29 protein-coding genes are annotated in these 26,049 nt (G+C 59.8%); 13 read left to right on the top strand and 16 right to left on the bottom strand.

Annotated elements, in window-relative coordinates; all coding sequences use genetic code 11:
• Positions 1-22 precede the first annotated feature (22 nt).
• The 3 genes from lapG to ACYZTM_RS23305 form a co-directional block, all read right to left on the bottom strand.
• Entirely contained in the window at positions 23-730 is a 708-nt protein-coding gene (gene lapG, locus ACYZTM_RS23295; RefSeq protein ID WP_131062541.1) for a cysteine protease LapG, read from the bottom strand.
• A gap of 229 nt (positions 731-959) precedes the next feature.
• Positions 960-1,355, bottom strand: coding sequence for a YbaN family protein (locus tag ACYZTM_RS23300; protein ID WP_131062540.1), 396 nt, complete (start codon positions 1,353-1,355; stop codon positions 960-962).
• 10 nt (positions 1,356-1,365) lie between these two features.
• Complete coding sequence (locus ACYZTM_RS23305) at positions 1,366-1,953, bottom strand: UPF0149 family protein (protein ID WP_010461974.1); 588 nt, start codon at positions 1,951-1,953, stop codon at positions 1,366-1,368.
• A gap of 414 nt (positions 1,954-2,367) precedes the next feature.
• Here ACYZTM_RS23305 and recQ point away from each other — a divergent pair, with 414 nt between their 5' ends.
• The 4 genes from recQ (at position 2,368) to ACYZTM_RS23325 (ending at position 7,252) form a co-directional block, all read left to right on the top strand.
• Positions 2,368-4,494 (top strand): DNA helicase RecQ, encoded by a 2,127-nt coding sequence (gene recQ, locus ACYZTM_RS23310; RefSeq protein WP_131062539.1) that lies wholly within the window; start codon positions 2,368-2,370, stop codon positions 4,492-4,494.
• A gap of 119 nt (positions 4,495-4,613) precedes the next feature.
• Complete coding sequence (locus ACYZTM_RS23315; RefSeq protein ID WP_131062538.1) at positions 4,614-5,048, top strand: MarR family transcriptional regulator; 435 nt, start codon at positions 4,614-4,616, stop codon at positions 5,046-5,048.
• A 128-nt stretch (positions 5,049-5,176) separates the two neighbouring features.
• Entirely contained in the window at positions 5,177-6,919 is a 1,743-nt protein-coding gene (locus tag ACYZTM_RS23320; RefSeq protein ID WP_461984886.1) for a FimV/HubP family polar landmark protein, read from the top strand.
• 45 nt (positions 6,920-6,964) lie between these two features.
• Positions 6,965-7,252, top strand: a complete 288-nt coding sequence (locus ACYZTM_RS23325; protein ID WP_131062536.1) for an Rdx family protein — start codon at positions 6,965-6,967, stop codon at positions 7,250-7,252.
• On the opposite strand, the gene ACYZTM_RS23330 is transcribed toward ACYZTM_RS23325, so the two are convergent.
• The gene (locus tag ACYZTM_RS23330) at positions 7,246-8,136 is read right to left on the bottom strand and encodes a DMT family transporter (protein WP_461984888.1); all 891 of its coding nucleotides are present in this window, start codon (positions 8,134-8,136) and stop codon (positions 7,246-7,248) included. The genes ACYZTM_RS23325 and ACYZTM_RS23330 overlap by 7 nt on opposite strands.
• 245 nt (positions 8,137-8,381) lie before the next feature.
• Positions 8,382-9,146: a helix-turn-helix transcriptional regulator gene (locus ACYZTM_RS23335; RefSeq protein ID WP_131062534.1), complete on the bottom strand. Its 765-nt coding sequence runs from the start codon at positions 9,144-9,146 to the stop codon at positions 8,382-8,384.
• 129 nt (positions 9,147-9,275) lie between these two features.
• Between ACYZTM_RS23335 and ACYZTM_RS23340 the strand changes: the two genes are divergently transcribed.
• Entirely contained in the window at positions 9,276-10,091 is an 816-nt protein-coding gene (locus tag ACYZTM_RS23340) for a UDP-2,3-diacylglucosamine diphosphatase (protein WP_131062533.1), read from the top strand.
• 125 nt (positions 10,092-10,216) lie between these two features.
• Here the strand turns inward: ACYZTM_RS23340 and ACYZTM_RS23345 are convergent, their stop codons facing one another.
• Complete coding sequence (locus ACYZTM_RS23345) at positions 10,217-10,807, bottom strand: HD domain-containing protein (protein ID WP_131062532.1); 591 nt, start codon at positions 10,805-10,807, stop codon at positions 10,217-10,219.
• 99 nt (positions 10,808-10,906) lie between these two features.
• Positions 10,907-11,218 (bottom strand): Mpo1-like protein, encoded by a 312-nt coding sequence (locus ACYZTM_RS23350; RefSeq protein ID WP_131062531.1) that lies wholly within the window; start codon positions 11,216-11,218, stop codon positions 10,907-10,909.
• 166 nt (positions 11,219-11,384) lie between these two features.
• Between ACYZTM_RS23350 and ACYZTM_RS23355 the strand changes: the two genes are divergently transcribed.
• Positions 11,385-12,446, top strand: a complete 1,062-nt coding sequence (locus ACYZTM_RS23355) for an AraC family transcriptional regulator (RefSeq protein ID WP_131062530.1) — start codon at positions 11,385-11,387, stop codon at positions 12,444-12,446.
• Here the strand turns inward: ACYZTM_RS23355 and ACYZTM_RS23360 are convergent.
• The gene (locus ACYZTM_RS23360) at positions 12,403-13,857 is read right to left on the bottom strand and encodes a TrkH family potassium uptake protein (RefSeq protein ID WP_131062529.1); all 1,455 of its coding nucleotides are present in this window, start codon (positions 13,855-13,857) and stop codon (positions 12,403-12,405) included. The genes ACYZTM_RS23355 and ACYZTM_RS23360 overlap by 44 nt on opposite strands.
• Positions 13,858-13,979: 122 nt before the next feature.
• Here ACYZTM_RS23360 and ACYZTM_RS23365 point away from each other — a divergent pair, with 122 nt between their 5' ends.
• Complete coding sequence (locus ACYZTM_RS23365) at positions 13,980-14,546, top strand: nitroreductase family protein (protein WP_131062528.1); 567 nt, start codon at positions 13,980-13,982, stop codon at positions 14,544-14,546.
• Between the two features lie 121 nt (positions 14,547-14,667).
• Here ACYZTM_RS23365 and ACYZTM_RS23370 read toward each other — a convergent pair whose 3' ends face one another.
• From ACYZTM_RS23370 to ACYZTM_RS23395, 6 genes are all read right to left on the bottom strand, one after another.
• Positions 14,668-16,008: a sensor histidine kinase gene (locus ACYZTM_RS23370; RefSeq protein ID WP_461984892.1), complete on the bottom strand. Its 1,341-nt coding sequence runs from the start codon at positions 16,006-16,008 to the stop codon at positions 14,668-14,670.
• Positions 16,009-16,181: 173 nt separating this feature from the next.
• Positions 16,182-16,631: a Spy/CpxP family protein refolding chaperone gene (locus tag ACYZTM_RS23375; RefSeq protein ID WP_131062526.1), complete on the bottom strand. Its 450-nt coding sequence runs from the start codon at positions 16,629-16,631 to the stop codon at positions 16,182-16,184.
• Between the two features lie 125 nt (positions 16,632-16,756).
• A complete protein-coding gene (locus ACYZTM_RS23380) occupies positions 16,757-17,434 on the bottom strand; it encodes a response regulator transcription factor (RefSeq protein WP_131062525.1) in 678 nt (225 codons plus the stop codon).
• Positions 17,435-17,441: 7 nt separating this feature from the next.
• Entirely contained in the window at positions 17,442-17,855 is a 414-nt protein-coding gene (locus tag ACYZTM_RS23385; RefSeq protein ID WP_131062524.1) for a translation initiation factor 2, read from the bottom strand.
• Positions 17,856-17,964: 109 nt separating this feature from the next.
• Complete coding sequence (locus ACYZTM_RS23390) at positions 17,965-18,264, bottom strand: YciI family protein (RefSeq protein ID WP_008156126.1); 300 nt, start codon at positions 18,262-18,264, stop codon at positions 17,965-17,967.
• A gap of 1 nt (position 18,265) precedes the next feature.
• Entirely contained in the window at positions 18,266-18,862 is a 597-nt protein-coding gene (locus ACYZTM_RS23395) for a septation protein A (RefSeq protein WP_131062523.1), read from the bottom strand.
• An 87-nt stretch (positions 18,863-18,949) separates the two neighbouring features.
• Between ACYZTM_RS23395 and ACYZTM_RS23400 the strand changes: the two genes are divergently transcribed.
• The 6 genes from ACYZTM_RS23400 to rluB all read left to right on the top strand — a co-directional run bounded on the left by ACYZTM_RS23400 (position 18,950) and on the right by rluB (position 24,062).
• Positions 18,950-19,813: a PHP domain-containing protein gene (locus ACYZTM_RS23400; RefSeq protein WP_131062522.1), complete on the top strand. Its 864-nt coding sequence runs from the start codon at positions 18,950-18,952 to the stop codon at positions 19,811-19,813.
• A 13-nt stretch (positions 19,814-19,826) separates the two neighbouring features.
• Positions 19,827-20,456 (top strand): L-threonylcarbamoyladenylate synthase, encoded by a 630-nt coding sequence (locus tag ACYZTM_RS23405; protein ID WP_131062521.1) that lies wholly within the window; start codon positions 19,827-19,829, stop codon positions 20,454-20,456.
• Positions 20,457-21,278, top strand: a complete 822-nt coding sequence (locus ACYZTM_RS23410; RefSeq protein ID WP_017337140.1) for a segregation and condensation protein A — start codon at positions 20,457-20,459, stop codon at positions 21,276-21,278.
• A gap of 11 nt (positions 21,279-21,289) precedes the next feature.
• Positions 21,290-22,297, top strand: a complete 1,008-nt coding sequence (scpB, locus tag ACYZTM_RS23415; RefSeq protein ID WP_461984896.1) for an SMC-Scp complex subunit ScpB — start codon at positions 21,290-21,292, stop codon at positions 22,295-22,297.
• Positions 22,298-22,442: 145 nt separating this feature from the next.
• Positions 22,443-22,634: a DUF1289 domain-containing protein gene (locus ACYZTM_RS23420; RefSeq protein WP_461984898.1), complete on the top strand. Its 192-nt coding sequence runs from the start codon at positions 22,443-22,445 to the stop codon at positions 22,632-22,634.
• 156 nt (positions 22,635-22,790) lie between these two features.
• Positions 22,791-24,062 (top strand): 23S rRNA pseudouridine(2605) synthase RluB, encoded by a 1,272-nt coding sequence (gene rluB / locus ACYZTM_RS23425; RefSeq protein ID WP_461984900.1) that lies wholly within the window; start codon positions 22,791-22,793, stop codon positions 24,060-24,062.
• Between the two features lie 168 nt (positions 24,063-24,230).
• On the opposite strand, the gene ACYZTM_RS23430 is transcribed toward rluB, so the two are convergent.
• Together ACYZTM_RS23430 and ACYZTM_RS23435 are read right to left on the bottom strand one after the other, a co-directional pair.
• Positions 24,231-25,196, bottom strand: a complete 966-nt coding sequence (locus ACYZTM_RS23430; RefSeq protein ID WP_131062517.1) for a M29 family metallopeptidase — start codon at positions 25,194-25,196, stop codon at positions 24,231-24,233.
• A 69-nt stretch (positions 25,197-25,265) separates the two neighbouring features.
• A complete protein-coding gene (locus ACYZTM_RS23435; protein WP_167360483.1) occupies positions 25,266-25,403 on the bottom strand; it encodes a hypothetical protein in 138 nt (45 codons plus the stop codon).
• Positions 25,404-26,049: the final 646 nt, after the last annotated feature.

A 26,049-nucleotide genomic window follows, 5' to 3' on the forward strand; every position in this document is an offset into this window, starting at 1 on the left:
AAAACGCTCCTTGCGATAGCGGCTAGCCTTCGCCCACGGCGAACCCTTCGGCTTGCATCTTTTTCAACACGTCCTGCCAGCGCGACAGTTTTTTCGAGTCGCTGCTGCGTTTTCCGCCATTGGCTCCCGGCAAGTACAGGCCTTCGGCGTTGAAGGCGTACACCGGCAACAGGTCTTTGCGTTGGGAGGCGGGGCGGATCTCGCCGATCAGGTTGTCGAGCACCAGCGGCTCGGCCGTAGGGCTGCTGTAGAAGGTCAGCACCATGTGCGCCTGGTTCTGGTTCAGGGCTTTGACGTAGGTGATGCGCAGCTTTTCGCTGGGAATCCCGAGTTGGCGCAGGCTGAAATATTTCGCCAGGGCGTAGTCTTCGCAGTCGGCGGCACCCTTGATCAAGGATTCTTCCGGGGTGGCCCAATAATCGGTCTGACGCCAGATGCGCGTGTCGTCCTGAAAACTCAGTTGTTGATTGAAGAAGCGATTGACCGCGTTCAGTTGCTCGCGCTCGGGTTGGTTGAGTTCGCTTTTGAGCATTTGACTCCAGGCCTCGATTCTTCCTTGTGCGGGGCCGAGCGGGCCGTAGCGCTTTTCGGCGATTTGCAGGATCTGCGTAAAGTCCCAGTCGGCCCAGACACTGCCCAGCCCCGTCAGCAGAAAACTGGCCAGCAGCAACCATCCGCCGAGCCGAAGTCGGAGCGTTGACCCTCCTGGACTACGCCGGCGACTGGACATGTCTGGCTGCTCGGGTGCAGATGACTGAAGTCTAGGCGGTGTTTTCAGCGAGGCAGGACATATCGTCGGTTGGCACGCGGCCCGAGCCGAACGCAGGCTTGGTGATCGTTCCCACGCTCCGCGTGGGAATGCCGCCCGGGACGCTCTGCGTCCCTTTGCCGTTGTGACGCAGAGCGTCACTGGATGTATTCCCACGCGGAGCGTGGGAACGATCGGATGATGAGAGTGCTCAGGGTTTGCGCAGGGTTTTCTGTTTGAGGATGTAGATCGTCACCAGCACCGCGCTGGTCAGCATGAACCCCCGCGCCCACGGCAGGGGCACCAGGTAGCAGGAGAACAGAATGCTCACCCACATCAGGCCGATCGCGTAGACCTTGCCCTTGAGCGGGATGCCGTTGCCATCGAGGTAGTCGCGAATCCACGGGCCGAGCCGTGGATGTCCCACCAGCCACTGATAAAAGCGTGGCGAACTGCGGGCGAAACAGGCGGCCGCCAACAGCAGGAAAGGCGTGGTGGGCAATACCGGCAGGAAAATCCCGATCACCCCCAGCGCTACGCTCAGCCAGCCGATGGCCAGCAGCACGTAGCGCAACATCAGGGAGCGGTTGCCTATGGGGTTGTCCATAGGCAAAACCTTAGTGGTGACGAGGCTTGAGGATCGCCGGTTTTTCGTCTGGCGCCTGGCACAGCAGGTACAGCGCGGTCAGGGCTTCCGGGATCTGCACGATCATGTCGTCCATCAGGTTGGCGTCTTTGGCGATGTCTTCGAACTCAGGCTGTTCGTCGAACAGACCCGAACCGACCATGATCGGCAGCAGCATTTCGCTGACTTCGTCTTCGGCGGTTTCGAACCAGGCTGCTTCGCGCAGGAACACGCCTTCCATGAAACCGATGCACCAGCCGCGCAGGTCGGAGTCATCCGGCTCTTCGCCCAGGTCCAGGTCGCAAGGCAGCTCGAACTCTTCATCGGAGGCCAGTTGGCGAGCGATGTGAGCCTTGAGGGCCAGCAGGGTGGATTCGATCGCTTCACGCTCGGTGTCGTCGGCGTAATGCGGCTCTTCGGCGAAGAGGGCGTCGATCCATTCACGATCCGGAACCTCTTCGGAACAAATCGAAAGCGCAGTGAGGTAGCCGTGGGCGGCCACGTAGTCCAGCGCCTCGTCATGCAGTTCGTCGGCGTCGAGGAAGACTTGCAGGCGGGTTAGTTGCTCAGCGAAGGACATTAAAGGGCTACCTTGGGGAATTAACAGATGCGGGAATTCTAGGCCTTCTTGAGCAGTCAGGCCAGCCGCGCGGGATATTTGAAGCCTTCGCAAGTACAAGCACCCCCGCAATCCCTGTGGGAGCGAGCTTGCTCGCGATGGCGGCGTTACATTCAATATCAATGTTGACTGGTCTGCCGCTATCGCGAGCAAGCTCGCTCCCACAGGTTTTGTGTTGCATCGACATTCGTGTGTCTTCTCAGCGGCACCCTTTGGCGGGCAGGCGTCGGGTATACTCGCGCGTTTTGTGATGCCCTGCTGGCGTCACGGCTGGAATGTGAAGCGTCATGCAATGCGCACTTACGATTTGTCAGTGCAGCCTGCGTGGTTCTGAACCAGCCTTGCAGGGATGTTTTTGTGATTTTTGGAGTTTTTATGCTCGAACAGGCTCAACGCGTCCTCAAGGACATCTTCGGCTACGACAGTTTCCGTGGCCGCCAGGGTGCAATCATTGAGCGCGTGGCCAGTGGCGGCGACGCCCTGGTGCTGATGCCTACCGGTGGTGGCAAATCCTTGTGCTTCCAGGTCCCGGCGCTGCTGCGCGAAGGCCTGGCGGTGGTGGTGTCGCCGCTGATCGCGCTGATGGACGACCAGGTCGCGACCCTCGAAGAGCTCGGCGTCGCTGCCGCTGCATTGAACTCCACGTTGAGCGCCGAGCAGCAGCGCGATCTGGCGGCACGGATCAAGCGCGGCGAAGTGAAGATGCTCTATCTGGCGCCCGAGCGTCTGGTCCAGCCACGGATGCTGGCCTTCCTGCAAAGTCTTGAAATCGCACTGTTCGCCATCGACGAAGCCCACTGCGTGTCCCAATGGGGTCACGACTTTCGCCGCGAATACCTGCAACTGGGCCAGTTGGCGGAGCTGTTCCCCAACGTTCCGCGCATTGCCCTGACGGCCACGGCCGATAAGCGTACCCGCGAAGAAATCGTCGACCGTTTGCATTTGCAGAATGCCGAGCGCTTCTTGTCGAGCTTCGACCGTCCGAACATTTTCTACCGCATCGTGCCCAAGGAGCAGCCGCGCAAGCAGTTGCTGGCGTTCCTTGCCGAGCGGCGCAGTGATGCCGGCATTGTCTATTGCCTGTCGCGCAAGAAAGTCGACGAAGTCGCGGTGTTCCTCAGCGAACAAGGCTTCCCGGCGCTGCCGTACCACGCCGGTTTGCCCAACGACACCCGGGCCCATCACCAGAAGCGCTTCCTCAACGAGGAAGGGCTGATCATGGTCGCCACCGTGGCATTCGGCATGGGCATCGACAAGCCCAACGTGCGCTTTGTCGCTCACCTCGACTTACCGAAATCCCTTGAGGCGTACTACCAGGAAACCGGTCGCGGCGGCCGTGATGGCCTGCCGGCGGATGCCTGGATGGCTTACGGCCTGCAAGACGTGGTGATGCTCAAGCAGATGCTGCAAAACTCCGAAGGCGACGAGCGCCACAAGCGTCTGGAGCAGCACAAGCTCGACGCCATGCTCTCGCTTTGCGAAGAAACCCGCTGCCGTCGGCAAACCTTGCTGGCCTACTTCGACGAAGACATGCCTGAGCCGTGCGGTCATTGCGACAACTGCGTCGATGGCGTGCAGACCTGGGACGCCACCGAGCCGGCCCGTCAGGCGCTCTCGGCGATTTATCGCACCGGTCAGCGTTATGGCGTCGGGCATCTGGTGGACGTGCTGCTGGGCAAGGACAACGAAAAGGTCCGCAGCTTCGGCCATCAACATCTGTCGGTGTATGGCGTCGGCAAGGCAATGGGCGAGAGTGAATGGCGCTCCCTGTTCCGACAGCTGGTGGCCCGTGGTCTGGCCGACATTGATCTCGAAGGCTACGGCGGCCTGCGCCTGAGCGACACTTGCCGGCCGCTGCTCAAGGGCGAAGTGACCCTGGAACTGCGCCGTGACCTCAAGCCGCAAACCACCGCCAAAAGTAGCAAGAGCCAGGCGAGCCAGCTGGTTCGCGGCGAAGAGCGCGAACAGTGGGAAGCCTTGCGCGCCTTGCGTCGCAAACTCGCCGAAGAACACGGGGTGCCGCCGTACGTCATCTTCCCCGATTCGACACTGCTGGAAATGCTCCGCAGCCAGCCGACCTCGCTGGCGGAAATGGCCACGGTCAGTGGCGTTGGCGCGCGCAAGCTCGAACGTTATGGCGAGGCCTTCCTCGAAGTGCTGGGCGGTCAGGTCGAGGCGCCGAAAGTCGTCGCCGATGTGCGCCACGAGCTGATCACCCTCGCTCGCGCCGGCATGACGCCGCTGCAGATCGCCGGTCAGTTGCAATGCTCGGAAAAGAATGTCTACACCATGCTCGCCGAAGCGATCGGCAAGCAGCAGTTGTCGCTGGAGCAAGCGCTGGACCTGCCTGAAGAGTTGATGGGCGAGGTCCAGGATGCTTTCCTGGATGGTGAGGGCGAGTTGCCGCCGGTTTCGGAGATTGCCGCGCTGTTCGCAGGGAGAGTGCCTGAAGGTGTCCTGTACTGCGTTCGGGCGGCACTGCAATCCGAATTTGAGGTTTAAATGACTTGTTACAGTGATGTAACGATTCACTACAGACCAAGCCTTGCCTCAAGCCAACGCCCATGCTTAGCTGACTAATAATTAGTTTTTCTCTATTTCAGTCTAATCATGAGTTTTTTATGCCGTTAACCGATCAACACCGTTTTGGCATGCAACTGGCCCAGATGTCCCGCGGCTGGCGTGCCGAACTGGATCGTCGTCTGGCTGGGCTGGGTCTTTCCCAGGCGCGCTGGCTGGTGCTACTGCACCTGGCGCGCTTCGAAGAAGCACCGACCCAACGTGAGCTGGCGCAAAGCGTCGGCGTCGAAGGGCCGACCCTGGCCCGGTTGCTCGACAGCCTGGAAAACCAGGGCCTGGTCCAGCGCCAATCGGTACTGGAAGACCGTCGGGCGAAAAAAATCGTCCTCTGTGCCCCGGCCCGTCCTCTGATCGAACAAATTGAAACCATTGCCAATCAACTGCGCCGCGAACTGTTCGACGGCGTCGACGAGGCGGATTTGAAGATTTGCATGCGTGTCCACGGGCACATTCTGGCCAACCTGGAAAAATCTTGAGGCAAAACCGCGCGTCAGCTTTTTGAGATACCCCGTTGGGCAGACTATAAAGAACTACTAGGCAATATCGTGTTCGTACCGGATGTGCGAACGCGTACAGGTTGGTTCTGGTTATCTAAGGGATGCTCATGCTCGAGAGTTGGCACGTTGTATTGCGGTGTTGCGCCAGGCTGCTGTTGGTCGGTGGTGCTGTCACTTACTCGGCATTGGCCCCTGCGCTGGGATTGGGCGAGATTACTCTTCACTCCGCGTTGAATCAGCCGTTGCGCGCTGACATCGCCTTGGTGGATGTCGGTGGGCTGGAGGAGGGCGAGCTCTCGGTCAGCCTGGCGACGGCGGATGAGTTCACCCGTGCCGGCGTCGATCGGGTGTTCTTCCTCAACGACCTGAAATTCACGCCGGTCCTGCGGGGCAACCGTAGCCTGATCCGGGTGACCTCCAACAAACCGGTCAATGAACCCTTTCTGAATTTCCTGTTGCAGCTCAATCAGCCCAACGGGCGTTTGCTGCGCGAGTACACGGTGCTGATCGATCCACCGGGTTCACCGGGGATTGTTCCGGCCGACGACGAACCGGTCGCCAGCCCACAAAATTCTCCATTCCAGAGCGTCAAACCGGCCACTGCGCAGGCACCCACGGCGAAGAAGTCCGCGCCAGCATCTGCCGTCGTTCAACCTGCCGCGCCTGTGCCCGATCCTGTTACCGAACAATTGGCCGCCAGCGTGCTGCAGAACCAGCAGCTGCAAAAAACCATCGATGAGCTGAATGCGAAACTTCAGGCACAGGACGAGCAGATCGCTGGCCAGAAAAAACAGGTGACCGAACTGCAAACCCAGCTGGCGGAGGTCAAACAGGCGCCACCGGAGACGCCGGTAGCTGTGGCGCCTGCTCCCGTCGTTGTCGAAGAATCCGAGGCTAGCCATTGGCCGCTGATCATCGGCTTGCTGGCGCTGATTGTTTTGGTGTTGCTGGGGCTGTTTGTTCGACGTCAACGACAGCAGCTTCAGGCATTACCCGAGTCTTCGCCCATTGCACCTGCGCGACAGGAGCCGATGCTTGAGCGTCCGGCGCAATCGTCGGTGCAACAACCCATACTCAAATCCGCTCCCGAAGATCGTGAAGAAACGCCAACAGGCGATGTACTGGAAGGGGTCGGTATTTACCTGGCCTATGGCCGTTTTTCCGAAGCGGTCGGTTTGTTGCGAGAAGCGTTGGTCAAGGAGCCCCAGCGCACGGATCTGGCCGTGCAACTGCTGGAAGTCCTGGGTAAACAAGGCGACGTACCCACCTATGACGCACAGGAAAAAAGCCTGCGTGACGACGGGTTCGACGTACAAAAGCTTCAAGACATCCGTGCCCGCTACCCGAAACTGAACAATGCGGCTCCGATTGCAGCCGCTGCAGTCATCACTCCCGCGCAAGAAACGGCACCTGCCGACGAGTTCCAGTTGAACCTGGATGACCTGTCCATGGATTCCAGCTGGGACCTGGTCAGCCCTTTCGACAAGGCTAAATCTTCAGACGAATCACCAAAGGCTGAAGAGCCTGCGTTCACCTCAAACCTGCACGTGTTGCCCGATGTGTTCGAGATTCCTGAAGAGTCGACTCTGGACGAGCCTGAGCTTGAGTGGGTCGCAGAACCTGATTCGCAATCTCTGGAAGGCGACTTTCTCGACGAATTCAGCGATGCCGGCCCGTCGCTGGAACTTGAACCCCTAAGCCTGGCCAGCAACGACAAACTGGAACAAGCCCAGACCTGTATCGATGACGGCGATCTGGACAACGCCATCGAACTGCTCAACGAGTTACTGAAGGAAGGCGATGAGCCGCTCAAGCAGACCGCCCGGAGCCTGTTGGCCGGAATCCGCTGAGCCTCTACTATAGCGGCGCCCTCTGGCTCAGGAGTCTTGCCCATCATGACCACGCATAAACCGGAAATCATCATCACCTATTGCACGCAATGCCAATGGCTGTTGCGTGCGGCTTGGCTGGCCCAGGAACTGCTCAGCACCTTCGGCGACGACCTGGGCAAAGTGTCGCTGGTGCCCGGCACCGGTGGGGTTTTCCATATTTTTTGCGACGATGTGCAGATCTGGGAGCGCAAGGCGGACGGCGGTTTCCCGGAGGCCAAGGTGCTCAAGCAGCGGGTCCGCGATCAGATCGACCCTGACCGCGACCTCGGCCACAACGAGCGCACTCAGTGAGACGCGGCTTCGGCTGCCACGGTCTTTTTGCTTGAGCCGGACAGTCTGCTGGAGACCACGATTGCGACGATGATCAAGGCGCCACCGATCAGCATGCGCAGCGTCGGGTTTTCATTGAACAACAGCCAGGCCATGGTGATGCCGTACACCGGCTCCAGGGCGAACACCACGGCGGCCGTGCGCGCCTTGATCACCGCCAGGCTGGCGACAAACAAGCTGTGAGCGACGCCAGTGCAGAACACCCCGAGCAAACCGATCCACAGCCAGTCGATGGCGCGGACTTCGCTCAACTGCGGCGCCGCCACCGGCAGCAGGCACAGCGCGACCACCACGTTCTGACACAGCGCCGCCTGCACCGGCGGGATTCGTCCGGAGCTGGCGCGGTTGGTCAGGGACAGCAGGGCGAACAGCAAACCTGAACCGACCGCCCAGAGCAGGCCCGTGGTGGCGCCACTCGCCAGATCGAAGTCGGGCGTGACCAGCACCAGCCCGACACTCACCAGTACCACCAACAGAATTTCATTGGCGCGAATCCGCTCACGGAATATCAGCCCTTCGAGGATCACGGTAAACGCCGGGAAGCTGGCGAAACCCAGGGTCGCGATTGCCACGCCGGCCACTTTCACAGCAATGAAAAAACTCACCCAATGCCCGGCCAGCAGCAAACCGCTGAGCAGCAGACGGCGCCAGTCCACCGCCTCGAGTTTCTGCCAGCGCGTGTTGCTGGCGAATCGCGCGAACACCGCCAAGGCAAGGACGGCAAATGCAGCCCGGCCGAAAACGATGACGGCGGGCGAGGCGGCAGCGAGTTTGCCGAACACACCGGTCAGGCCAAACATCAGTGCGCCGATATGCAGGGCGCCAAGGGCGGTACGGGAAGTCATTGCATTCCTTGATAAACGTATTAAACCGGGCCGACAGACACCACCGTCCTGTAGCAGCGCCCTGTGGCGAGGGGATTTATCCCCGTTCGGCTGCGAAGCAGTCGTGAATTCAGACAACGCGGTGTATCAGTTAGACCGTGCGTTCATGTTTTACGACTGCTTCGCAGCCGAACGGGGATAAATCCCCTCGCCACAGGCCAGCTGCTCTATTTGACCGCGTACACCCCAGCGAGTCTGTCGGCAGACTATCGACTTTTGTCGCCAGCCTCGCGCCGCAGTTTGCCCGGGCTCGTACCAAACTCGCGCAACACCGCCGCGGCAAATGCACTCTGAGAACTGTAACCGACCCGACTGGCAATCTCGCCGATCGGCAAGGGTGAGTCGCGCAGCAGCCCCACCGCAATATGCAGCCGCCGACTGCGAATGTAATCCATCGGCGTCTGCCCGCACTCAGCGACAAACCGCGCATGCAACCGGGCGCTGGACAGCCCGGCGACGCGTGCCAGATCGGCGACTTGCAGCGGATAAGCCGCGTTCTGATCGATGTGCGCATTCAGCGCCGCATACGGCAGGCGCCGACCGCCCACCACCTCAGGCTTGGCGTTATTGAGGCTGGCCAACAACAGCACCGCGCCTTGCTGGGCAATCAACGGGTCACTGACCTGGCTGCCCGCCAGCCAACTCACCAATTGGCTTTGCCCGGCATCCAGCGGCAGGCGACCGGCGTTGTCGAGCAACCGGCGGCTGGCGTCGGCGTGATCGCCAAGGGACTGCGAAACCCATTGATCGCTCGGCACATCCAGCACCAGGCAACGGCTGCCATTGCTGCTGCCGCACGCGTGATGGAAGCCCGACGGCACCACCACGAAACGCTGCTGAATCACCTGACTGCCATGCCCGCCGACCTCGAAGTCCAGCGCACCCGACAGCCCGAATACCAATTGCGCGTGGTCGTGGCTGTGGACGATCAGGTCTTTGGTGTATTGGCGAAGCGTGAGGATCGGTCTCATCGCAGGTCTCCCGGGCAAGATGCGGCCAGTCTACACCGGCCGGACGCTGTCACAGGATTGACTCGCGGTTGTCATGGGCAATTAACCGGATCGGCGCAAGCTTGCCAAAACTTGCCCAGAGGGTTGCCCATGACCAGCGCCGAGCTCGCCAAACCCAGCCGTAAGCAACGTGTGCGGACGTTGTGGATTTCCGATGTGCATTTGGGCACCCGGGACTGCCAGGCCGAACATCTGTCGCAGTTCCTCAAGGGCTACCACGCGGACAAGGTCTACCTGGTGGGCGACATCATCGACGGCTGGAAACTGCGCAGCGGCATGTACTGGCCTCAGGCGCACACCAACGTGATTCGCCGTCTGCTGACCATGAGCAAGCGCGGTACCGAGGTGATTTACGTCACCGGTAATCACGATGAATTCCTGCGCCGCTATTCGAAGCTGATTCTGGGCAACATCCAGCTGGTGGACGAAGCGGTGCACGTGACCGCCGATGGCCGGCATCTGCTGGTGATTCATGGCGACCAATTCGACGTGATCACCCGATATCACCGCTGGCTGGCCTTTCTCGGCGACTCGGCCTACGAGTTCACCCTGACCCTCAACCGCTGGCTCAATCATTGGCGCGCCCGTTACGGTTACGGCTACTGGTCGTTGTCGGCCTACCTCAAGCACAAGGTGAAAACGGCGGTCAGCTTCATCAGTGATTTTGAAGAAGCCATTGCCCACGAGTGCGTCAAACGCGAGTTGCATGGGGTGGTGTGCGGGCACATTCACCATGCCGAGATTCGCAAGGTCGGGGGGGTGGACTACCTCAATTGCGGGGATTGGGTGGAGTCGTGCACGGCGTTGATCGAGCATTGGGACGGGTCGATCGAGTTGTACCGGTTGGCGGATGCCCAGGCGCGGGAGGGGGAGTTGAAGGCCATTAAAATTGCAGAGCCGGCGTAGGCAGGTCCGACGCCTTCGCGGGCAAGCCTCGCTCCTACTGGATTACCCCATAACTTTTAAACACTGCGAAATCTGTAGGAGCGAGGCTTGCCCGCGAAGAGGCCCGCCCAGACACTCCGGTTCTGTCAGGCTGGCGAATGTTCTGCCATCGCCGCTATGTAGATCGAATGCTTCGGATGCGCAAACAACCGCTCCATCATCGGCTCAAAGAAACTCAGCGGTAATGTCTCGTAAGCCGGATCAAACGCCGCCGCGTCATATTTGGCGCAGAACTCGATAGTCGCCTGATACTGCGGATGCCCGCTGAATTGCTCCCGCAAATGCCGATCCATACCCAAGTGATGGAAGAAGTAATACCCCTGGAATATCCCGTGTTTCTCCACCATCCACAGATTCTCGGCGCTGACGAACGGCTTGAGAATCGCCGCGGCAATGTCCGGATGGTTGTAGGAACCCAGCGTGTCGCCGATGTCATGAAGTAGCGCGCAGACCACATATTCTTCATCACGGCCATCGCGCCAGGCACGGCTGGCGGTTTGTAAGGAATGGGTCAGACGATCCACTGGGAAGCCGCCAAAATCACCCTCCAGCAATTTCAGGTGCGCCACAATCCGTGACGGCAACTGCCTGGCGTAGGCACTGAAGTCGGCAGCGATGATCGCCCAATCTTCTTGCGTGCCATCCTGCATGTGGGTGAACCGTGCATTGGCGTTCATCAGCTATCCTCTTGTTTTAATCGAAAGGGATGTCTTGAGTGTAGAACTTGGATCCAGCATCGCACTGGCTGCGCAGGACGCTTTTGTGGCCAATGGAGCCTAGAACGGCACGCGACCCAGAATCATGTCGCGGTACATGACAAAGTCGCCAAGCAGGCTATAAAGAGGATGCTGGAACGTGGCGGGACGGTTCTTCTCGAAAAAGAAATGCCCGATCCAGGCGAAGCTGTAACCCGCGAGCGGCAAGGCCAGCAACATCAACCAGGCGCCTTTGCCGATGGTCAGCGCCAAGATGAAGATGACCAGGCTGGTACCGACAAAATGCAATCGTCGACACGTACTGTTGCTGTGTTCGCTGAGGTAATACGGGTAAAACTCAGCGAAACTGTTGAAACGTCTGATGTTTTCCACGACTGCGATCTCTGTGGTTATTGTTGTTCTGTTTGCAAGTTGTTCGGCGGGTAGCCTATTTGAGTCTAGAGTGATCATTGGCATCAGCCAGTGACAATAGGCGCCACTTTAGTATCCTTCGCAAATTTGCCGCGGTAGACGGCTCACAAAGTAGTAAGTAGACGCCATGAGCGAACGAACGACTTCTGCAAGCTGGGCGATGGGGATTGTCAAAGCACTGGAGATGGACGGCCTGGATTGCCGGGTTCTGTTCAAGCAACTGGGGCTCGACTACGCGTCACTGGACGATCCGGATGCGCGCTTCCCGCAAGATTCCATGACACGACTGTGGCAGCGAGCGGTCGAGCTGTCCGGCAACCCGGCGATCGGCCTGAACATGGGCAAGGTGGTGCGACCGGCCTCTTTCCATGTGGCCGGTTACGCCCTGATGTCCAGCCAGACCCTGGCCGAAGGCTTTCAGCGACTGGTACGTTATCAGCGGATCATTGCCGAAAGTGCTGACCTCAGTTTCCGACTGCTGGATGAAGGTTACGCGCTGATTCTGACGGTGCATGGCGATCACTTGCCGCCGACCCGACAGAGCGCCGAAGCGTCGCTGGCCTGTGCGCTGGCGCTGTGTGGCTGGTTGACCGGGCGCACTCTGCAACCGCGCAAAGTGCTGGTGCAGGGCGATCAGCCCGTTGATCTCGAACCCTATAAACAAGCCTTTCATGCACCTTTGGTGTTCAACGCGCCTTATGACGCCTTGATCTTTGAGCGCGCTGACATGGAGGCACCGCTGCCGACCGCCAATGAGGCGATGGCGCTGTTGCATGACCGGTTTGCTGGCGAATACCTGGCGCGGTTTTCCGAGAGCCGCGTGACCCACAAGGCGCGGCAGGTGCTGTGCCGTTTGCTGCCCCAGGGCGAACCCAAGCGCGACACGGTGGCGCAGACGCTGCATTTGTCGCAGCGCACCTTGCAGCGGCGCTTGCAGGAAGAAGGCACGAGTTTTCAAACGTTGCTGGACGACACGCGACGTGAACTGGCCGAACAATACCTGGCGCAGCCCAGCATGACCTTGCTGGAAATTGCCTACCTGTTGGGGTTCGCCGATCCGAGCAACTTCTTCCGTGCTTTCCGCCGCTGGTTCGATGCCACCCCCGGCGAGTACCGGATGCGGCTGATGGAAGCGCTGGCGCCTGTCAGTGACGCCAGAACGCCGGAATACACAGAACAAACACCGTGATGATCTCAAGTCGGCCCAGCAGCATGCCGACCGACAGAATCCACTTGGCGGCGTCCGGCAGGGTGGCAAAGTTGCCCGCCGGGCCAATCGTCTCGCCCAGTCCCGGACCGACACCGGACACCGTGGCGGCCGCGCCGGTAAGGGCGGTCATCCAGTCCACGCCGAGCAGCGACAACAGCAGCGCGATCACACAGATAGTGATGGCGAAGAAGAATGAAAAAGTCAGAATCGAACGCACGATCTCTTCGTCGAGGCGGTGACCGTTGTACTTCTGCTTGATCACCGCGCGCGGGTGAATCAGCTGGTTAAGGTTGGCCTTGAGCAGGATGTACGCGACCTGGAAGCGGAAAATCTTGATCCCGCCAGCGGTTGAGCCTGAGCAACCGCCGATAAAGCCCAGATAGAAGAACAGCATCAGCGAGAAGTTGCCCCAGAGGCTATAGTCCCCCAACGCGAAGCCTGTAGTCGTGACCACCGAGGTCACGTTCAGCGCCACATGTCGCAGGGCTTCCAGCCAATGCAGCTGGGTGGTCCACCAATACCAGGTGCCGAGCACCAGCCAGGTCACCAGTAGCATGCCAAGCAAACCTTGAACCTGCTGATCCTTGATAAGGGCCCTGCGGTTACCGCGCAAGGTCGCTACATACAGGGTGAACGGCAGGGCACCAAGAATCATGATGACGATCGCGACCCAATGCACTGCAGGCTCCGGCCACTTGGCCAAAGACTGGTCGGACGTTGAGAAACCACCGGTGGAAATCGCCGACATCGCGTGGTTGATCGCATCGAACGGGCTCATCCCGGCCCACCAGAATGCCAGGCTGCCGAAAATGGTGATGCCGACGTAGGCTGCTACGATCAAACGCGCCACCATGTGCGAACGGGGCATGACTTTTTCGGAACGGTCCGACGACTCGGTCTGAAACAGCCGCATGCCACCGATGCGCAGCAGTGGCAGAATCGCTACCGCCATGCCGATAAAGCCGATACCGCCGATCCAGTGCAGCAATGAACGCCACATCAGGATGCCGGGGGACATGGTGTCCAGGCCGGTGAGCACAGTGGCCCCGGTGGCGGTGATGCCGGACATGCTTTCGAAGAACGAGTCGGTGTAGCTGATGCGCTGGGTCAGCAGGAACGGCAGCGCAGCGAAGATGCACACCACCACCCAACTGCTGACGGTCAGCAGGTACATGTCCCTGGGCCGCAGGTGTACGTGTTCGGGGCGACCGGGGATGACCAGCGCGAGGCCGGCGACAAAGGTGATCATGCTCGCCCAGAGGAATGACGGCAGATCGCTCGTGCGATCGAAGATCACCAGCGTGGCCATGGGCACGACCATGGCGATGGCCAGCGTGATCAGGAAGATGCCGATGATGAAACCAATGAGACGTAAGGTCGGCAACGCCATGAAGTCCGCTCGGGTTGAAAGTAGGAAGGGCGCCATTCTACCTGCGGGGCAGGGCATGTAAACCGGCACCTCCAACGCACTTGCAGCTAGAATAGCCGGACATATTTTCCAGGAGGTGGCCGATGCAGGCTCTCGACGCTTTGCTCAACCGTGTTTCCGTTCCACGACTGCTCGAACCGGCACCCACTGCAACGCAGCGCGAAGTGCTGTTTTCTGCCGCGATGCGTGCGCCGGACCACGGCCATTTGCAGCCTTGGCGCTTCCTGACAGTCGAAGGTGCGGCGCGCGAGCAAATGGGCGAGTTGCTGGCCGAAGCGGCGAAGCTGCAAGACAGCGAGGTGTCCGAGGCGGCGCTGGACAAGGCGCGTAGCGGTCCATTGCGCGCGCCCCTGGTGGTTGTGGTGATCGCGCGGTTGCAGGACCACGTCAAATACCCGAAATCCGAGCAACTGCTGGCGGCGGGATGCGCGGCTCACGGGATTCTGCTGGCTGCTTACGCGCAAGGCATAGGCGCGGTGTGGCGTACCGGTGAACTGGCCTATTCGGCGCATGTGGCCCAAGGGTTGGGGCTTGCGGAAGGGGAAGAGGTGATTGCGTTTCTTTATCTGGGCACACCGCAGAAAGAACCACGCTTGGCGGAGAAGGTTGACCTGGCCGAATTCGTCAGCGCCTGGCCCTCTAAACCTTAAGATCAAATGCTTCGCGGGCAAGCCTCGCTCCTACAGGGTTTATGCCGATCACAATACTGTGGCACGACACATAAACCTGTAAGAGCGAGCGATGCGGCGATCCGACTTGCCCGCGAAGCTTTTAAGGTTGGACGACAGCTCCCGGCACCAGGGGTAATTCAAGGCTGGCAATGAACCCGCCCTGCGGGTGATTGGCCAGCACCAGACTACCGCCATGCCGCTCTGCCGCGCGTCGCGCAATGGCCAATCCCAAACCATGCCCGGCCGCCGTTTGCCCTGGCGCCCGATAGAACGGCTCCCCCAACTGGCTCAAATGTGCAGCCTCTACACCCGGTCCATGGTCACGCACGCTAACCACAATTCGCTCACCCTGACGCACCGCCTGCATTTCAATTGATTGCCCTTGCGGGTTGAACCGCTGGGCATTGCGCAGCAAGTTGTCCACGGCGCGCTCGATCATCGTCGGCCAGCCCTTGAGGTTCAGCTGCGGTTCGGCGTCGAGGCGTAACTTCTGCTCCGGTGAGCTCAATTGCGCATCCTTTTGCAGCGTATTGAGCAACGCGTTCAGATCCACGTCTTCAGCGCTGGCGTTGTCGGCATCGACCCGCGCCAGCACCAGGATTTCGCTGATCAGCGCTTCGAGTCGATCGCACTCACGGGTCAAGCGTGGCGCGAGTTTTTCCCGTTCTTCGGGGGTGGCACGTTCGGCCAGTGCCAAGGCAATGCGCAGTCGGGCCAGCGGTGAACGCAGTTCATGGGATACATCCCGCAGCAACTGCCGCTGACTGCCGATCAGACTTTGCAGGCGCGCACCCATGCGGTTGAAGTCGTTGGCCAGCACGCCAAACTCATCGCGTCGGTTGGCCAGTTTTACCAGGCTGTTTTGTTGGTAGGTGGTTTGTCCGAGGTCATGCACCGCGCCGCGCAAACGGTTGAGTGGGCGAGTAATGGACAACGTCACGAACAGACTGAACAAGGTCAGCACCACCAGCGCGATACCCAGCGCACTCAACGGCCACAGCAGGCTTTCGCGGTGCCACGCGTCCAGCTCCGGGTGGCGAATGCGGTAGATCAGCAGGTAGGTGTCGCCGGTATTTGCGCTGGTGTATTCATCGGTCAGACGACGCCACGGCAGGCGGCGATCGTCGTTGTTCTGCCGCGCTTCGAAGGCCGCCGCACGCCGGGGGAAGGTGCCGCGTACCACCGGATCGCCGCTTTCGTTGAGCACCTGAACGTCGATGTGATACTGGCGCTTGCGCTGTTCCAGAATGTCCTGGGCTGCTTCCTCACCCTGGGCTTCGTAGGTTTGCGTCCATTGTTCGGCCAGGGTGTTGAGGCCCGGGTGGCGACTGAGAATCCACGCGTCCTGGTTGAGCATGTGCCCCAGCAGAATGGAAAGCCCTGCAACCAGAGCGATGGCCAGCCAGAAGCTGGCCAGGATACGCCAGAACAATGAGCGCACGGAAAATCCTCAAACAAAGAAAGCCCATGTGGGAGCGGGCTTGCTCGCGAAAGCGTCGGCACATTCAGCATCAACGTGTCTGAAGGGACGTCTTCGCGAGCAAGCCCGCTCCCACATTAGGCTGAGTGGCATCAGCCCAACGGTGGCTAACCGCTGGGCCCGTGATTAACGCATTATTGCGCTTTTTGCGGTTGTTGCGCTTTCCACGCCTTGAACTCGGCCCATTCGGCGCGGCGCTCAGCCTTCTTCTTCTGGATCTCGTCGAATTTCTTCTGTTGATCCGGTTTCAGCAGGCCACGGACATCGGCTTCAGCTTTTTTGTGGTTGGCGGCCATTTCGTCTTTCATGGCTTTCTGGTCAGCCGGCGAGAGTTTCTCCAGGTACTTCTCGACCACTTGCTTACGCTCATGCATCTGCTCGCCCATGATCTTGCGGATCTGCTCGCGCTGTTCGCGGCTCAGGTCCAGCTGGCTGTACGGGCCTTTACCGTGCATGCCGTGCATCTGACCGCCGTGGCGCGAGCCATCCATCGGACCACCCATCGGGCCGGCACCTTCAGGCATGGCCATGGCAACGGTCGGCAGGGCGGCAGCGAACATCAGAGCGATAAGAGTCTTGCGCATGGTGAATCTCCTTGTCTCGTTCCCGGTACGTTCCGGATGTGTGCAGATTACGGAGATCAAGGTCAGCGGCGGTCAGCGGAGCGTAAAGCTTGGGTAAAGACGATTTCTCGCTGACCTGACAAAACTTACAGGCTGTAGTAATAGCCACGGCTGCGCAGGGCCACGATGCGCGGGCGGCCGTCGGTGTGCGGGCCGATCTTTTTGCGCAAGTTGCTGACGTGCATGTCCAGGCTGCGGTCGTACAGGGTCAGCTTGCGGCCGAGGGCGATTTGCGCCAGTTCCTGTTTGTCCAGCGGCTCGCCGGGTTGCTTGAGCAGGGCTTCAAGCAGACGGCTTTCGGAGACGGTGAGGGTAAATTCCTGTTCATCGATGCTGACCACGCCGCGCACCGGGCTGAAGCACAGGTCGCCCAGTTCGAGCTGACTGGACACCGCCGCCGGATGACTGCGGCGCAACACGGCGCGCAGACGGGCTGTCAGTTCCCGTGGGTCGCATGGCTTGGCCAGGTAATCGTCGGCGCCGAGTTCCAGGCCGAGGATGCGGTCCAGCGGCTCGCCACGCGCAGAAAGCATCAGCACCGGCAGGTCGGGATGGTCGCTGCGCAATTGCTTGAGCAGTTCCAGACCGCTGCCGTCCGGCAGCATTACGTCCAGCACCACGGCGGCGGGGGAGGTTTCGGCCAGCGCACGGCGAGCACTCTGGCCGTCGTGACAGGCACGGACCTGAAAGCCTTCCTGGCTCAGCCAACTGCTCAGGAGCTCGCACAGCTCCTGGTCATCATCAATTAATAACAGCTCGCTCATCACTCACTCAATTTAGCCATTGCCGACGTTTTCTGGTGGCACCACTGGCGAAGATACCGCAGAGCAGGGCCAATAGCGCAACTCCACCACCGATTACGAACCATTGCTGCTGATCAGTCAGCAGGCGTGGCAGCGGGTTGCTGGCCTGGGCTTCCTTGAGTTGCAGCTTGAGGCGCTGATTCTCTTGGCGCAACCGGCTCAGCTGAGCGCTTTCGCGTTCGCTATCGGTATTTTGCAGTTGTTTGCTCAGTTCTTCTCGTTGCTGCTCACTTGCCTTCAAGCGCTGCTGCAACTCGGTGATCTGGCTGCCGGCGCTCAGCGACAGCGGCGTCGAACTGCCGCCCTCGGCGCTTTCTTCACCGTGGGCAGGGGTCACCATCGACAACGTCACCAACATCAGACACAACGGACCTTTGCGCATCGCCACTCCTGATTCCAATACGAGTATTGGGCAGGTTGTCGGCCGCTGAACGAGAATAATGAGCGTTGAGAGCGCGATGAACCGACAAGGTTCACCGCGCCGGGGAGATTTACGGCAGGACTTGCTTGAACGGCTTGACCGAAACGTTGGCGTAGACGCCGGCGGCGATGTACGGGTCCGCATCGGCCCAGGCCTGGGCGGCGCTCAGGGAATCGAACTCGGCGACGATCAGGCTGCCGGTGAAACCCGCCGCGCCCGGATCATTACTGTCGACCGCCGGGTGCGGGCCGGCCAGTACGATACGGCCTTCGCCCTTGAGCACTTGCAGGCGCTCAAGGTGGGCAGGCCGTGCGGCCAGGCGGGCTTCCAGGGAGTTGGCGACGTCTGTGGCAATGATTGCGTAAAGCATGTCAGTCCTCGGTTTTTGGCGTGGTGGTATCGGCGTCATGCAGGTGGCGGGACAGGTAAATGCCTTGGGCGACCAGGAACAGCAACGTCATGCCCAGGCTGCCGAAGACTTTGAAGTCGACCCAGTAGCTCTGGAACGTGAACGCGACAAACAGGTTGGCGGCACCGCAAAACAGGAAAAAGCCGATCCAGGCGATGTTCAGGCGCGTCCAGACCTGGTCCGGCAGGGTCAGCGCGTGGCCCATGATGCGCTTGATCAGCAGTTGGTCGCCGATGAAGTGGCTGCCAATGAATGCGAGGGCGAACAGCCAGTTGACCACCGGCGCTTTCCACTTCAGAAAGGTCTCGCTGTGGAACGCCAGGGTCAGGCTACCGAAGACCAGGCAGGCGATGAGGGTCAGCCACTGGCTCTTCTCCAGCTTGCGCTGCTTGATGAACAGCGCGCCGTAAACCACCAGGGAACTGACGATCAGCATCGCGGTGGCGCTGTAAATACCGCCTACAGTCAGTTGATGACCGCCGATGTCGACGACCCGTGGATCAATTTTGAAAACGATGAAAAACAGCAGGAGCGGGATGAAATCGATGAATTGTTTCACAGTGGCAGCCAGAAGCAGGATGTGGCGGCATAATAACAAACATATGGGCGCGCGATAGCGCCAGCTGATTTGAGGTAACACATCCCCGTGAATGTTGATTTGCACTGCCATAGCACCGCCTCCGATGGCGCTCTCGCGCCTGCAGTTCTGGTTGCGCGTGCATTCGAGAAAGGCGTGCGAGTCCTGGCCTTGACCGATCACGACACCCTCGAGGGCCTCGATGAGGCCCGCAATACGGCGACGGCGCTGGGGATGCAACTGGTCAATGGCGTCGAATTGTCCTGCACCTGGGGCGGCGCGACCATTCATGTGCTCGGCTACGGATTTGATGTAAATGCTGCACCGTTGGTCGAGGCAATCGCCAAATTGCACGATGGCCGCTGGTTACGGTCCGAAGAAATAAGTCGCAAGCTCGCGTTGAAAGGCATGCCCGGCGCGCTGGAAGGTGCCCGGGCGATTCAGCAGGAGCTGGGTGACAGCGGCAATGCGCCGGCCCGTCCGCACTTCGCCGACTGGATGGTGCGTGAAGGTTTCGTAAAGGATCGCGCCGAAGCGTTCCGTAAATGGCTGGGCGCCGGCAAGCTGGGCGACGTCAAGCAGCACTGGCCGACCCTGGAAGACACGGTCGAAACCCTTCGAGCCGCGAAGGCCTGGGTCAGCCTGGCGCATCCGTGGCACTACGATTTCACTCGCAGCAAGCGTCGTCGCCTGATTTCTGACTATATTCAAGCCGGGGGCCACGCAATTGAAGTGGTCAATGGCCATCAGCCCGCCGAGCAAGTGGGCAGCCTGGCGATTCTCGCCCGCGAGTTCGGTCTGCTGGTCAGCGCCGGCAGTGATTTTCATGGCCCTGGAGGCTGGTCCGAGATCGGGGAATACCGCCCGCTACCGGAGGATCTGCCACCACTGTGGTGTCGATTCAAACATGACCCAATTATTGCCGCCGTCTGAACAGGTAGAGAATGTGAGTCAATTTTTCCAGATTCATCCGGAAAACCCGCAAGTGCGCCTGATCAAACAGGCTGTCGAGATCATCCGCAACGGCGGGGTGGTGATTTATCCCACAGACTCGTCCTACGCCATTGGTTGCCAGATAGGTGACAAGAATGCCGTGGATCGCGTGCGCCGTTTGCGCGGGCTGGATGACAAGCACAACTTCGCCCTGATCTGCAGCGACCTCTCGCAACTGGGGCTGTTCGCCAAAATCGACACCGGCACCTTCCGCCTGCTTAAAGCTCACCTGCCGGGGCCTTACACTTTCATTCTCAACGCCACCCGCGAAGTCCCGCGGCTGTTGTTGCACCCGAAAAAACGCACCATCGGCCTGCGGGTGCCGAGTCATCCGATTGCCCTGGCGCTGCTGGAGGAACTCGGCGAACCGCTGATGAGCGTGACGCTGATCATGCCTGGCGACACCGATCCGATGACCGATCCTTACGAAATGCGTCAATTGCTTGAGCATCAGGTCGAACTGATCATCGACGGCGGTTTCGGCGGGATCAAGGCATCCACCGTGATCAACCTCGCCGACGGCGAACCGGAAGTGATCCGTGTCGGTTGCGGCGACCCTACGCCGTTCATGGCCGAGGCGTAGATGTCTGCAGTAGAACCCGTTGTCGACAGTCAGGCCGGCGCCCAGCAAGAACTGCCCTTCGCCATGGTCTATGGCCAGGCAGTCATGGAAATGCCGCTGGACCTGTACATCCCGCCGGATGCACTCGAGGTGTTTCTCGAAGCCTTTGAAGGCCCCCTCGACTTGCTGCTGTACCTGATCCGTAAACAGAACATCAACATCCTCGACATCCCCGTGGCGGAAATCACCCGCCAGTACATGGGGTATGTCGAATTGATGCAGTCGGTGCGCCTGGAGCTGGCCGCCGAGTACCTGGTGATGGCCGCGATGCTGGCCGAGATCAAATCGCGGATGCTGTTGCCGCGTGCCGAAACCATCGAAGACGAAGAAGACGACCCGCGCGCCGAGCTGATCCGCCGCTTGCAGGAGTACGAACGCTTCAAGGCTGCCGCCGAAGGCATTGATGGCCTGAGCCGGGTAGGTCGCGATGTGGTGGTGCCCAAGCTCGACGCCCCGGAAGCCCGGGCGCGCAAGCTGTTGCCGGACGTGAGCCTGGAAGAGTTGCTGATGTCCATGGCCGAGGTCTTGCGCCGTGGCGACATGTTCGAAAGCCACCAGGTCAGCCGCGAAGCGCTGTCCACCCGCGAACGCATGAGTGATGTACTGGAACGGCTCAAGGGCGGCGGTTTCGTGCCCTTTGTCGAGCTGTTCACCGCTGAAGAAGGACGTCTGGGGGTGGTGGTGACCTTTATGGCGATCCTCGAACTGGTCAAGGAATCTTTGGTCGAGCTGGTGCAGAATGAGCCGTTCGCGGCGATCCACGTGCGAGCCCGAGCCGAATAACGAGTTGAATCATGAACCTGACTGAACCCCGCGAGCTGGCGCCACTGCTTGAAGCCTTTCTGTTGGCCTCGGGAAAACCGCAATCGCTTGAACGCCTGTTCGAACTCTTCGAAGAGGGCGAGCGGCCGGAACCGCCGGTTTTCAAGAAAGCCCTGACGATTCTCGCCAAGTCCTGCGACGGCCGCGCCTTCGAGCTGAAGGAAGTGGCCTCCGGGTATCGCCTGCAGATCCGCGAAAAGTTCTCGCCGTGGGTTGGCCGTTTGTGGGAAGAACGCCCGCAGCGTTACTCCCGCGCGATGCTCGAAACCATGGCCTTGATCGCCTATCGCCAGCCGATCACCCGGGGCGAGATCGAAGACGTGCGGGGCGTGGCGGTCAACACGCACATCGTCAAAACCTTGCTGGAACGCGAGTGGATCCGCATCGTCGGTTACCGCGATGTGCCCGGCAAACCGGCGATGTTCGCCACCACCAAAGCGTTTCTCGATCACTTCAACCTGAAGAATCTCGACGATCTGCCGCCGCTGGCGGAGCTGCGAGAGATGGAGCCGGATCCGCTACTCGACTTCGACGACGCACCGGTGCCGGCCGGTTTGCAAGAACTGGCGGATGCCAGCGCCGAGCCGGAGGAGCCGAAGGAAGAAACCAGTTTCCATACGCTGTTGCTGGAACTGGACACCATGGAGGAGGGGATCAAGACCGACTTCGACGACATATTGCGTGATGGCGAGGTGACCGAGACCGAAGATGTTCTGGAGACGCCGGAGCCTGCAATCGAAGTTGAACTTCAGGTCGAGCCCGAAGCGACAGTCGAAGAAGGGCTGGAAGAAGAGCTAGAAGAGCCGGAAGAAGAGCTTGAGGATGATGTGCTTGGCGTCGCCGAAGCGCGCGAGAAACTCCTGGCCGCTGTCGCCGCTCTAGAGCAGCCAAAACCCGAGCCCGAATTGAGCGACGAAGAAGCTGAAGCCCGGGCCCTGGCCGAAGCAATCGAGGCCGAACGCCGCGAGTTCGACGATTGACGCCAACCCTGAGAACAATAGAGATCCCTGTGGGAGCGGGCTTGCTCGCGAATGCGGTGGGTCAGGCAACAAAGATGTCGACTGACCCACCGCATTCGCGAGCAAGCCCGCTCCCACAGGTTATTGGTATTGGCTGGATTATTTGATGAGCTCAACCAAAGACCCCTGCATCAGCATCTGCAAATTCACCGACGACATCTGCCTCGGCTGCGGTCGCAGCAAGCGCGAGATCAAGTCCTGGAAGAAACTCGACAAGACCGACAAGCGCTCCGTTCTCGCCGAAGCCTCGCTGCGGTTGATCAAACTCGGCGGTGCCGTTCGGCGAAAAAGCAAATAAGCAGGCAATCATCAGCTAGTCTCTGATGCGCAAACGCTCCCATGAGCGTATGATTCGCGACCCTTCGGCGATCCCTACGCCAAGTGAACAGATTTACATCGCTTCAGGACGCTCAATTCAGGGCCGCCTGAACAGACCACACCGGGAGGTGCCCAGATGAGTATCAACGACCAGAAAGACGACCAGGAAATCGGCCCAGCAGGCGAGAAACTGCAGAAAGTCCTCGCCCGTATCGGCGTCGGCTCGCGCCGTGACGTGGAAGCCTGGATCAGCCACGGCCGCATCAAGGTCAATGGCAAAGACGCCACCCTAGGGCAGCGCGTCGACATGCACGACGCCATCACCATTGATGGCAAGGTGATCAAGCGCGAAGAAGCCGCCGAGTCGGTACGCCGCGTGATCATGTACAACAAGCCAGACGGCGAAATCTGCACCCGCCTTGATCCGGAAGGCCGTCCGACCGTTTTCGACAAGATGCCGCGCCCGAAAGAAGGTCGCTGGATCAACATCGGTCGTCTGGACATCAACACCACCGGCCTGCTGATGTTCACCACCGACGGTGAGCTGGCCAACCGCCTGATGCACCCTTCCTACGAAATGGACCGTGAATACGCGGTACGTGTGCGTGGCGAAGTCGATGACGAGATGATCGAGCGTCTGAAAGCAGGCGTCGTCCTCGAAGACGGCCCGGCCAAGTTCACCGACATCAAGCAAGCGCCGGGTGGCGAAGGTTTTAACCACTGGTATCACTGCGTGGTGATGGAAGGTCGCAACCGCGAAGTTCGTCGTCTGTGGGAATCCCAGGGCCTGGTGGTCAGCCGTCTGAAGCGCGTGCGTTTCGGTCCGGTGTTCCTCAACTCCGACCTGCCGATGGGCCGCTGGCGCGAAATGAGCCAGTACGAAGTCGACATTCTGAGTGCTGAAGTTGGCCTGACGCCTGTGGCCATGCCGCAGATGAACGCCAAGAGCAAAGACAAGCTTGACCGCATGCAGCGTAAATCGTCGCGTCCGATGGGCAAGACCGAGCGCGTGCGTTCGTTGCGTCCAGCCATCGGCAACCAGACCGCGGCTACTCCACGTGATACTCGTGAACCGCATATCGAAGGCGAGCGTCCAGCCCGCAAACCAGCAGCACCTCGTGCTGACGGCGAGCGCGGTCCACGCACGCCACGTCCGGCCAATGGTCGCGGTGCGCCAAGCGGCGGTCGTAGCGATCGCGGTGCTCCTCGTGGTGAGGCTCGTGGTGATTCGAGTCGCGGTACGCCAGTGGCAGATCGTCCGGCCGACACCAAGCGTCCGGCCAAGCCTGTCGGGAAGAAACGCCCAGGCATTGTGCTGGTCGACAAGGACGCACCGTCGGGCAAGCGCCGTGGTGCGCCAGCCGGTTCGGGCCAGCGTCCGGGCTTTGGTCGTCGCAAGCCTGAGTAATCGGTAAGCGCCGCATAAAAAAACGCCAACCTTCGGGTTGGCGTTTTTTTTGGTCTGGCTGATCGTTCCCACGCTCTGCGTGGGAATGCCTCTAGGGACGCTCCGCGTTCCAATGGGACGCAGAGCGTCCCGGGGCTGCATTCCCACGCAGAGCGTGGGAACGATCAGCTAAAACACAAATCGCCCATCAAACACCGGCTCATCATCCAGCGCCAACACGCCGCTGGAGAAGATCAGGTCCAGATGATGGCTGCCTTTGGCTCCCCCACCCAACCCCAGGTGCAGCCCGCAATGGCGCTCTTCAAACCCGGCATTGCGCGCATACAGCGCCTTCACGCCTTCGTTGGTGCCAATCCCCAACTCCTCAATGCGCCGATTCGACGGATTCGCCTCCAGGTACTTGTTGAAGTCATGTTCCAGCCCCGGCACATCGGTGGCGATCTTGCGGATGGTCGAGTTCTCGATCCACAACTCCAGCGGTGACTCCAGCACCCCGTACTTGCGGGCAAACGGAATGGTGCTGAGAAAAGTCCCCATGAACTTCACCTGGCCGTTTATCGCTTCGCTGTGCGTGGCAATTTCACCGGGCGCCAGGTCAAAGTTGCCGACACCGTTGATGTCGGTCCACTTCTTGATGCTATGCATCGGCGCTTCGAACCACGAGCCGTGATCATCTTTGAAACTTAACGTCGTGGCATGGGACATGCGCTGGATCAAGTGGCTGTTGAGCCCCGCTATACGCTGCGGCGTGACACTGAAGGTGTCGTAGAAGTAATCGCCGTAATCCTTGAACAGCAGCGACTTCTTCCAGTTCTCAGCCATTACGCCTTGCAGCGCACGGACAAACTCCGGGCCATCGGGGCGTGGATTGGGCAGGGTGGAAGAGTCGTAAAAGAAAATGTACAGATCGCTGTCGGCTATCGCCCGGGCCAGCCTTTCGGCAGGTTCGAGGTCCAGGCGCATGGCGCTGAATCGGAATGGCTGGCTGTCACCGGCCTGTTCGGCGATGGTGCCGGTCAGTGCCTCGTAATCAGCGGTGTGGCCGAGCAAAACCTTCGCCGGGTTGATGCCGGCAAGGGCAGGGTGGTGTTCGAGGTAGTAAAGGAAATGCGAAATGGCGCGTTGCTTATCCATGTAGTCCTCCCTGACAAACCGAGAAAAAGTGGCAGGCACAACCGGCCGGATCATGCCTGCCGGGGTGTCTTACAAAGGCCACATCGCCGTGCCGAACGGAACGACCGCATCGGCTTGCATCATTTCAACGGCGGCTTCATGGGTCGGTGCTTCAAACCAATCGTCCAGTTGCAGTTCAGTGTCCAAGTCTTTTTCAAGTGCTTGCATTGTGAATCTCCTAGAGACTTTTTCGGTAAGTACAGCGGCGCGTTTTTCAGTCATTGAATAACGAGCCGACTTGCCGGTCGATGCGTTTCGGCAAGTCGCTGAAAACCTAGTCCACAGGTTTTTAAATTGCAAAAAAATAATCAAATTAGATTTATTTGAACTTTTTATTCTGTTTTTTGATGAAGGATTTATCGAGAAAAAACAGAAAACTAAGTCGACCTTTTCCGTAGGAAGATTCCTACCGTCAATTTGCAGTCGTCCTACAGATTGATCTGATTTGGAAAATATGCGTTACAGCTTGTAAAGAAAAGCTGACGGAATCGCCCCGCAAAGCCCTTGGGTTGACGTTTGCGGAAGGGGTGTAAGGAAAACCTGCCGAAAGCACGCCAGTCACCAATCCTGCAGGCGCTCTGGCCCGCTTGTTTCAGCGACGCGGGAAGGGTGAGATGCGGTCCATGCCTGTCGTGCAGGTGCATAACAAGAAGGAGGCGCAATGAACGCCGTGACCCAGTTCCACTTCTCCCCGAGAGGCGATTTTTCCGTCGTCCCCGTCGAAGACCCGCAAAGCTCTGACCCTATTTTTGCAGCCGCCCGAGACCCTCGGGGTGGACACAGGCAATCCCGGCAAACGACACGCTGATCCAGC

The organism is Pseudomonas sp. MDT2-39-1, from assembly GCF_054898085.1.

What these genes read in the sequence shown, in the direction of transcription:
- lapG (WP_131062541.1), bottom strand. Translation starts at nt 730, where the DNA reads ATGTCCAGTCGCCGGCGTAGTCCAGGAGGGTCAACGCTCCGACTTCGG.
- ACYZTM_RS23300 (WP_131062540.1), bottom strand. Translation starts at nt 1,355, where the DNA reads ATGGACAACCCCATAGGCAACCGCTCCCTGATGTTGCGCTACGTGCTG.
- ACYZTM_RS23305 (WP_010461974.1), bottom strand. Translation starts at nt 1,953, where the DNA reads ATGTCCTTCGCTGAGCAACTAACCCGCCTGCAAGTCTTCCTCGACGCC.
- recQ (WP_131062539.1), top strand. Translation starts at nt 2,368, where the DNA reads ATGCTCGAACAGGCTCAACGCGTCCTCAAGGACATCTTCGGCTACGAC.
- ACYZTM_RS23315 (WP_131062538.1), top strand. Translation starts at nt 4,614, where the DNA reads ATGCCGTTAACCGATCAACACCGTTTTGGCATGCAACTGGCCCAGATG.
- ACYZTM_RS23320 (WP_461984886.1), top strand. Translation starts at nt 5,177, where the DNA reads ATGCTCGAGAGTTGGCACGTTGTATTGCGGTGTTGCGCCAGGCTGCTG.
- ACYZTM_RS23325 (WP_131062536.1), top strand. Translation starts at nt 6,965, where the DNA reads ATGACCACGCATAAACCGGAAATCATCATCACCTATTGCACGCAATGC.
- ACYZTM_RS23330 (WP_461984888.1), bottom strand. Translation starts at nt 8,136, where the DNA reads ATGACTTCCCGTACCGCCCTTGGCGCCCTGCATATCGGCGCACTGATG.
- ACYZTM_RS23335 (WP_131062534.1), bottom strand. Translation starts at nt 9,146, where the DNA reads ATGAGACCGATCCTCACGCTTCGCCAATACACCAAAGACCTGATCGTC.
- ACYZTM_RS23340 (WP_131062533.1), top strand. Translation starts at nt 9,276, where the DNA reads ATGACCAGCGCCGAGCTCGCCAAACCCAGCCGTAAGCAACGTGTGCGG.
- ACYZTM_RS23345 (WP_131062532.1), bottom strand. Translation starts at nt 10,807, where the DNA reads ATGAACGCCAATGCACGGTTCACCCACATGCAGGATGGCACGCAAGAA.
- ACYZTM_RS23355 (WP_131062530.1), top strand. Translation starts at nt 11,385, where the DNA reads ATGAGCGAACGAACGACTTCTGCAAGCTGGGCGATGGGGATTGTCAAA.
- ACYZTM_RS23360 (WP_131062529.1), bottom strand. Translation starts at nt 13,857, where the DNA reads ATGGCGTTGCCGACCTTACGTCTCATTGGTTTCATCATCGGCATCTTC.
- ACYZTM_RS23365 (WP_131062528.1), top strand. Translation starts at nt 13,980, where the DNA reads ATGCAGGCTCTCGACGCTTTGCTCAACCGTGTTTCCGTTCCACGACTG.
- ACYZTM_RS23375 (WP_131062526.1), bottom strand. Translation starts at nt 16,631, where the DNA reads ATGCGCAAGACTCTTATCGCTCTGATGTTCGCTGCCGCCCTGCCGACC.
- ACYZTM_RS23380 (WP_131062525.1), bottom strand. Translation starts at nt 17,434, where the DNA reads ATGAGCGAGCTGTTATTAATTGATGATGACCAGGAGCTGTGCGAGCTC.
- ACYZTM_RS23385 (WP_131062524.1), bottom strand. Translation starts at nt 17,855, where the DNA reads ATGCGCAAAGGTCCGTTGTGTCTGATGTTGGTGACGTTGTCGATGGTG.
- ACYZTM_RS23390 (WP_008156126.1), bottom strand. Translation starts at nt 18,264, where the DNA reads ATGCTTTACGCAATCATTGCCACAGACGTCGCCAACTCCCTGGAAGCC.
- ACYZTM_RS23410 (WP_017337140.1), top strand. Translation starts at nt 20,457, where the DNA reads ATGTCTGCAGTAGAACCCGTTGTCGACAGTCAGGCCGGCGCCCAGCAA.
- scpB (WP_461984896.1), top strand. Translation starts at nt 21,290, where the DNA reads ATGAACCTGACTGAACCCCGCGAGCTGGCGCCACTGCTTGAAGCCTTT.
- ACYZTM_RS23420 (WP_461984898.1), top strand. Translation starts at nt 22,443, where the DNA reads ATGAGCTCAACCAAAGACCCCTGCATCAGCATCTGCAAATTCACCGAC.
- rluB (WP_461984900.1), top strand. Translation starts at nt 22,791, where the DNA reads ATGAGTATCAACGACCAGAAAGACGACCAGGAAATCGGCCCAGCAGGC.
- ACYZTM_RS23430 (WP_131062517.1), bottom strand. Translation starts at nt 25,196, where the DNA reads ATGGATAAGCAACGCGCCATTTCGCATTTCCTTTACTACCTCGAACAC.
- ACYZTM_RS23435 (WP_167360483.1), bottom strand. Translation starts at nt 25,403, where the DNA reads ATGCAAGCACTTGAAAAAGACTTGGACACTGAACTGCAACTGGACGAT.